Raw genomic sequence first — 8,089 nt, 5'->3', positions numbered from 1 at the left:
GACGTGAAGTAGGTCAACTACGTCGTAGGATGAACGCTTACATTCGAAAGAATGGCTAAGAAGCACCCGCTAAAGAGCGTTATCGGCTTCGATAGGCGTGGGGGTTCGGGCCTAGGCCACCCTATGCTCTCATTGCCTGGATCAAACCCTTGGTGCCAAGGATATTCATGACGCGTTTCATGTTGTAAGCAAGTACATGAAGGCTCATTTCAGTGCTGACGTTCTTAAGGCGCTTAGTCAGGAAGTGCGTTGCACCCATCCATGCTTTTAATGTGCCAAAGGGATGCTCAACCGTTTGACGACGGATGCGCATTATATTCGGCGTCTGATCCAGACGCGATGTTACCGCCTCTAGTACCCCTTCGTGTTCCCAGCGTTTGATGCGCCGATTGATACCCGTGGTGCACTGCGACTTCATTAAGCAACTCGGACAAGCCGCACTCCAATAGCAATGTAGCGTCTGGCCTTTTTCGACATTCTTGAAGCGCCAAATCAGTCGTTCTCTCGCGGGACAGCGATATTCATTACGTTCAGGTACGCAACCGGAACGCTTACCTGGGAAACATGCCTTTGGCCTGACTCGGCGAGGTTTTGGGCTTGGGAAGATATGTCGTGATACCGGCCTCGTGACACGCAAGAATCTCCTCCCCTGTAAAGTAACCGCGATCAGCCACGATGTGGAGATCGCTGACGCCACTAGCATCGCGGGCTTGCTTGGCCATCCGGGAAAGCTGACGCCGATCACTGCCGACATTGGTAACCTCATGGGCGACGATTAAGTGATGCCGACTATCGACAACCGTCTGCACGTTGTAGCCCACAACCCCTGTCCCTCGTGTTGTCATGGAGCGAGCATCTGGATCCGTCAAAGAAACCTGCTGATCAGGCGCCTCGGTTCTTTGAATTTCAATAGATTGCAATTGCTGAACTTCTTCTGTGAGGGAAGCGATCTTTTCCTTTAACCGTGTCGTCTGTGCCTCTGTGACAACAGCGACACCTTGATCCATTGCATCGAGTTGGCGTAAGTAACGCTCAATACTTTTATCGATTTCCTCTGCACGTCGCTTCATCTTGGCCAAGGTGAAGTTACGGTCTCGATTGTTGACCGCCTTAAATTTGCTGCCATCAATGGCCATCACTGATTGTGAAAAGAGTCCCAGACGTCGACATATCAAGACGAAGTCTCGGCAGGTGGCTTGGATCGCCTTGCCATTATGCTGGCGGAAATCGGCAATCGTTTTGAAGTCTGGTGCGAGACGTTCCGTTAGCCACATGAGTTCAACATTCCGCTGCGTTTCACGTTCAAGTCGGCGGCTGGATTGCACGCGGTTGAGGTAACCGTAAAGATAGATTTTTAGAAGTACAGCGGGGTGATAGGCGGGCCGACCCGTGGCATGGGGATCAACACCTTTGAAACCCAGCTGTTTGAGGTCGAGGGCGTCCACGAAAGCCTCAATGGCCCGAACCGGATTGTCTTCAGAAACGAAATCATCCAGGAGTTCAGGAAACAACGTAGCTTGGGATCGGGATTCACCGTTCACCTGCGACGAAACGTTTCATCGGTACCTCCCACGATCTGTCATGGGGAAAGTATAGCGATAGTTACGTTTTCACACAGCCTCGGCCATGAGCGGACGTTTAGGCAGCACCGATGTAACGCCCGCCATCATGCACTCCCGCGAAATGTAGCCGAAGTCGCAATGTAGTGGGCGCGCCGTGCCTGCACTTGTTAGTTTTTACCTCAGCCACCCAGCGCCGAGAGAAGAAATGAGCCAATTGAGGCAATACTACCGGCACTTGGCAAAGCGCCCAGGAGCGTTTTCACAACAACCTTGCTAGGTGCGCTTGATCCGAACTGACCCTCAATTGCATCAACCACTTCAAGGGCCGGTTTCTGCTCCTGGTCTGGTAGAAGGTGTTTCACTTCCTGTCGCAACATCGAAATATGCTCGGCAACATCGGGATTAATGTTAACCGTATTTACTGAATTGTCCGTGGAGTGATTGTTGACCCGAGCGTTTGGCCCGGATATGTGATACGTGATGCTCTTAACTGCCGCCTTAGCTTCTGGTAAACCAAGCTTTCGATGGGTCATTTGGTAGTGTGCTTCAATACCATGGAATCTTTCATGAAACCCCGGATCGATAATCTCGTAGGTCTCTTCTCCGCCGTTAGACATGTTCCGTTGAATAAGGTCACCGGTTTCGATCAAAATATCGGACCGATTGATGAAGATATTCTTCGCTTGCACGCTGGCTTTAATTCCTTCTACTCGATCACCGTTCTTTTTCAGAAGAGTGACGTTGTCATTTAGCATATCTGAGAATGTCACGATGACTCCATGTGCAAATTAACGCTGCGATCTGCAGTAGTGTTCAGAAATTAGCAGCTGAGACGTAGGTGCTGAATGATGAGATTGCTCCATACATAATCCTGAACAGCGATTACTTAACGACTATTAGCTATTGAAGAAATAGCGCCACAATCATTCGGGTTATCAAACGAAGAGCTGCCATCGACGTAGCTGTGAGCAATGCGCCCCACTCTTTCGACAATAGCTTTATTGGTAGAAATAAAGCCTATTGGCATAGAAACTGGCAACTTTTCAGGCTGCGAGAAGTGATAGACAACTACCACTAATTCTCCTTCGAGATGGATTATTTCAACACTGCCACCAAGCATGCCCTCAGATAGTCCGTTGATAGACTTATCAAAGCTTCTGAGCTCATGACACCAACTTTTAGCGGCACGAGTGTCCTCAGCCCCAAATACAGGTACATATAGAGTTGGTTTGTACAGCTGCTTATTCTTGGTGGAAGCCCTGTTGATGAAATCGCTAATTGCTGCCCTTGCTCTGTCATTTTTGGCCCAAAAGGGATCGGAAGGAGCAATCCATGTAAAGCGGTCATCGCTGTAATCTGATTTCGTCTTGATACGCTTCGTCAGTAATGGTGCAAGAATATTTTGGAACTGTTCCCAGTTTGATTGAGTATATATCTGACCTACAAACGTTTTTCGATCCGCCTCATTGTATTCTTCCAGCTTTTGTAAGTCATCTATGAAACGCGGGTTGGCGGAGTTCGTTTTAGGATCAAAGACCTTCAACGTGTCCTCATCCCCAATCTCAATCATCGCCTGCATAAGAGCCATCGTATTTGAGGGCCGCACTAGCTTTGATAAACTTGTCGCAATAAGCCCATGCACGATTTCAGAGTCATTTAGTTGCTCAAAATTGTCTCTTTCTACCGATTCCCCATCTTGCCCAACTTTAAATTTGGTCGTGAGGCGAAGAGGTAAATCTCGTAATTTGTTTACTGCATTGACCGTATAGACGTAGGGCCTCTCCTTGGAATCTTGGCTTACAGCCTTGGGCAAAAAATCTTTCTCAAGTATCTGGGAAAATTGATGTTGGAAGTGCTTCTCAACCAGCTTTTCACTTTGAGAGATATGGTTCCGGTCCACCTCAAGTGAAATACCAGCTCTCCAGCCATCGTGCACATTTTGATTGCTAAAACAGCTAAAGCTGGCCAAATCAAAGGAGAGTGTCGCACCGCTGTCCAAGACAGCCGAAAGTTGAGGAGTTTCCCCTAAGTCTGTGAAGTAACCTTGTGAGAGTCCTGTCAGCATGAGTCGACCAGTATCTGAAAGTGTCAATTCTCCTCGCTGAACTAAATCTGATACAGCCTCTTCGGTCTCAAGCCGACTAAGACCGAAGTAAGTGGCTATTTGGGCTTTGCTCATCGGAGCGATGTGAACCAGACGGAGAACGAACTCTCTAATAAATGGTAACCCTTTTTGAGTTACATAAGAAAATTGGATATTGAATCTTTGTGCCGGAAGAAGGAAATCGACTTCCTGATAAGTCATTTTGTTTTCTGAATCCATTAGTATTTACCACCCTGACGAGCAGACAAAAAGGTGTAACCATCCGCGCTACCACGCTCGTTCATAAAGCGCAAAACCTTACCAAGAGGCATATCTTTATTACTTCCTTTCCACATGTCTGCGTTACCAACAATTACTAATCGATCCATGGCGCGTGACATGGCCACGTTTATTCTATTCGGCGCTCTCAGAAAACCTGGAGTAAGTCGTTTGTCAGAACGAGTCAGGGATAAAATAATTACCCGGTTCTCTTTGCCTTGATAGCTGTCCACGGTGTCTATCTTTACTAAGTCTTTAAAACCTTCATTCCACGCTTCCTGGTTGAATTTCATGCGCAGGATGTGCTTTTGCTCGGCATACATACAAATAACCCCAATCCCGGCTTCATTTTCACCGATTACGTCATCAAGCCCTTTCATAAATTCTACGTTTTCAGAGAATTCTTTTAGGAGAGCGATGATTTCATCGGCCTCGCTTCTATTGTAAATACTGGTGCCGTTACCTTGGGAATGGTGGGCTTTTTGGCCTAAACTTGCTGTATCAATCCAAGTAACGACGTTGCGTAATACAGCGGGCGCACTATCGTAGATATCAGGAATACTTCTATCGCCATTCTGCAATGTACCTTTGTAGAATGTCTCTGAAACAAGATTACCTATGGGCGCGGCCATCCTATATTGAGTCAATAGTGCAGCGCTGGTCTGTTTGCCATACTTGGAATTAAATGCCCTCGCAAAATCGCTTCGCAGGGCTACATCGAACTCGGTGTGTTTACTACTTATCCCTAGCTTTCGTCCCAAAGCTTGCTTGTGAGCATCAGAGTAGAGCGGGGGTAGTTGTAGGTGATCACCAACCAACAGCACCCGCTTGGCAGATTGCATGGCGATAGCAAGTTCACTAGAGATCGAGCGCGCCGCTTCATCAATAATTACCCAATCGTAAATATTGTCATGAATGCCTATGTGCCCTTGACCGATACCAACACAGGTACCTGCCACTAATTGGCGGGAACGAGCAAAAAACTCGTCATAATTGACTCGCTCAGCAGACAAGGCGTTGTGCATATCTCGCGACACCTTAGACAAGGCTCGTACGCGGCGAGCTTCGTCAGGCCTTACTCCGTAATCGAAGCATAACTTAGATAGTACTTTGTCTTTGACCTCAGAAATTCGTGCATCTTGTTGCAACTCAATACCAAACTTCGTGTTTAGCTCCTCACGAATTGAACTATCTAGTTCGACGGCGATTTTCTTTAATTGTTTGATATCTTCATCATCAGTCACAACATCCACTCGATCTAAAAGCGTCTCCAGGTGGTCGACCTTACTGAACAGTTTCAGCTCCGCCATAACAACACTGGAAATGAATTCAGGCTGGAGCCCCAGAGCATCACTTAGTGCTTCAACCCTGTATTTCATCTCTGCATCAAACAGCTCTCTTTTTTCTGCAGTGATGGCGTGTGAATAGACATCTTTTAGACCTGTCGACACAGCGCCCTCGCGGTTACTGAATCGAACAACCTCTAAGTCCGTATTCAGTCGAGCGCAGTGTCGTCTGATTCGCTCCGCAGCAGTGTTCACCGCTTCGTGTGATTGACTTACCAGCAAAATTCGTTTGGTTTTCTGTTTTTCGACTAAGTAGTGAACAAAGGCTGCAATGAACTCCGTTTTTCCTGTTCCGGGAGGACCCTGTAGCAATGATAAAGGACCGTTGTTGACCAATTTCGCAAACGCTTCTCGTTGTTGAGGATTGAGGCTAATTCTATTCCCGTGTTGATCTTCTCTATCATAGTGAGAAAATTCTTCCTCTGTTGGTTCAACACCATACTGCGTAGCAGGCCTATCACATGAAGGATCGAACAAATCCACCAGTTCCGGCATAGCGCCTTCTCGGTCTAGTAGACGTTCCAGCGCTGCTTTCCTCTTGCGGTAAGAAGCCCTGTCCTGCCTTGTTCTGAAAAATACGATATCACTGTTCTTCAAGTGATACGCAGAGCCCCGGGCTTTGAGGAGGCGAACTGAATTGAGCGTTGAGGATTTCAAGCAAACCTCTCCCAAGAACCTTTCACCGCCGTCTTCATCCACAAGTAACGCCTCTACTTCGTCAGAGGCAGTAAATGCACCCAAGGGATCAATTTCGGCAGAGTACGGAATAATGACCCCACCATCAGATTTCCCAATGGATGAAATTTCACCGTCGATTTCAACATTCGGAAGGGATTGTGTTTCTGTATCGAGAATCGCCTGCCAAAGCTTCGCAGTAGAAATGGCAATTTTAGGATTTTCAGGTTGCTCTCCAGCCTGTTTATGCAAGCGCTCGAAAGCTTCGTCCAATTCTTCCGTGAGCGCACCGCTCTCATTTTGCGGTTCGTCCTGTTCCTTATCGTCCAGAGCCGTGGCCAACTCAACGGCTCGATGAAAAGCTTCGTTCTCGTCCAGTAGGGAGGACAGTGCCGATAAATTATGTGGCTTGCCCGGTATAACCTTGATAGCACACGACAATTCGAATTGGCTTTCTTCAGTATCCCACTTGCTAACCGATGATCGCTGTTTTGGTTTAAACCCAGTTACAAGTGTGGTCTTGTCTTTGTTGTACATCGCAGAGAAAATCCCTCCAATCCCCGCGAAGGTGACTCTTACTTCGGATGAGTCTTTAGGATTTTTCTCAACTCGGCAGTAAAGACGACCATTATCAGGAAGTAACGTTACAGCTTCGTCTGCATTGCCTGCGATGATCTCAATGGGCTCCTGTCCAGCTTCAGCTTCTGGGGTACTTAAGGCTTTATTAAAGCGCCCAAGGTCTTTGAATCCAAATTGGGGGTCTTCTAACTCTGCTCGAACTGCGTCAGCGATCGCAGAGAACTGGTCTGAATTTTCGCCCCAAGCTATTCCCAATAGCTCGCAGGACATTTTCATGACTGCGAAGTTATCGCGCTCAAATGACGTGCATCTATCGATATTGTCTGGACTGTATTGATGATTTTTAGGCTCATCATTAGAAGGCGTAAAATCAGGAATATCGATCAAGAAAAGCGACAAACTTTCCTTTTCAATAATAACGTTTTGAGGGTGTAGATCACCATGAGAGAGTCCGAGTCCATGCAGGTGCTCCAGTGCCGCGACTAACTTGGAGACCGTATCCAAGCGCAATTCCTCCTCAATTTGAGCTGCGCTCCATGTATCGCCATCAATCAGATCAGTTATTAAATACAGTGCCGAGGACTTAGAAGCGATGCCATAGTCTTGAATGGCAGGCAGATAAGTAGGTTTTACTGATTTGAGTTTATCCAACCGCTTCAGGAAGTCGAGCACCTGGAAATTAGAGACTGAGGAAGCACCTTGGCTACCGCAATCGAGCCATGCTTTAACCAATCGTCCATCAGATACGTAGACTTCCTTATCCGACGTTTCAACAATGAACTCACCATCTTCTCGGTACTGCCGCAAATGATTAATAGCGTGTCGGTATGGTGCTAGTTCAGCATCATCAAACGTAGGTATCTCATCATCAATTGGCTCGGCTTTCATCAAAGCATCAAAGAACTCTGATGCGCTTGAAAAATTCGCTGCAGTGGCGTCTAAAAGAACCTCAGAATACCATTCGTCACATGCGAGCATCTCATTCTGGATTGTTTTCATACTTTCTGGAGACATTCGACGCCCATTGAGCAGATGCCAACACACCAAGCCCAAGGCATGCACATCCTGCTGATAAGGTGTTAAATCACTGTCATCCAGCATATCTTGTGCTTCAACTGCACCAACCGAAAGCGCCGTTCTATAGTCACCAACCGTCCCGGCGGGGCGATGATAGGCTGATATGAAATTTGATAGAGCAATCTCCTTTGACGGCGAGATCCAAAGGCTATGATCCGCAATATCTCTGTGTGCGACCTTCGCTTCATGCAGATCGCCAAATTTTGCAATTAATAGTTTGGTGACGTTTAACAGATCCTGATCAGAGAATGTTGCCCCATATTTACCAACAAACTCGTTAAATCGCATATGCCCAGGAGGTAACTCATAAACTTCGCAGTACTGTGCCGTTATCTCATCTTCTTGAAAGCTGGTTAACGAACGTAAACAGTGATTGTACAAGTCGCGGTTCTGATGATTGAGGTGCTGGAGGACAGAACGTTCACGCGAAACAATATCGGCCCTACCACTAGCCCGGATTTCTCACAGGGTATAAAAGAAAGCGGCTG

Annotated in this window: 3 protein-coding genes and 1 pseudogene; all 4 read right to left on the bottom strand. The window is 47.1% G+C overall.

Features of this window, described 5'->3' with window-relative positions:
* Positions 1-121 precede the first annotated feature (121 nt).
* Positions 122-1,541, bottom strand: a pseudogene (locus tag INT21_RS06565) (IS1182 family transposase).
* Positions 1,542-1,741: 200 nt separating this feature from the next.
* On the bottom strand, positions 1,742-2,332 hold the full coding sequence (locus INT21_RS06560; protein ID WP_226930602.1) for a hypothetical protein: 591 nt from the start codon (positions 2,330-2,332) through the stop codon (positions 1,742-1,744).
* Between the two features lie 116 nt (positions 2,333-2,448).
* The gene (locus INT21_RS06555) at positions 2,449-3,885 is read right to left on the bottom strand and encodes a hypothetical protein (RefSeq protein ID WP_193085005.1); all 1,437 of its coding nucleotides are present in this window, start codon (positions 3,883-3,885) and stop codon (positions 2,449-2,451) included.
* Positions 3,885-7,982, bottom strand: a complete 4,098-nt coding sequence (locus tag INT21_RS06550) for an AAA domain-containing protein (protein WP_226930601.1) — start codon at positions 7,980-7,982, stop codon at positions 3,885-3,887. The genes INT21_RS06555 and INT21_RS06550 overlap by 1 nt, the downstream gene beginning before the upstream one ends.
* Positions 7,983-8,089: the final 107 nt, after the last annotated feature.

Origin of the sequence: Halomonas sp. 3F2F (genome assembly GCF_014897805.1) — a bacterium.
Classification (GTDB): domain Bacteria; phylum Pseudomonadota; class Gammaproteobacteria; order Pseudomonadales; family Halomonadaceae; genus Vreelandella.
The sequence above is the reverse complement of the archived record's forward strand: the minus strand, read 5'-3'. Positions and strand labels throughout refer to the sequence as shown.

What these genes read in the sequence shown, in the direction of transcription:
- INT21_RS06555 (WP_193085005.1), bottom strand. Translation starts at nt 3,885, where the DNA reads ATGGATTCAGAAAACAAAATGACTTATCAGGAAGTCGATTTCCTTCTT.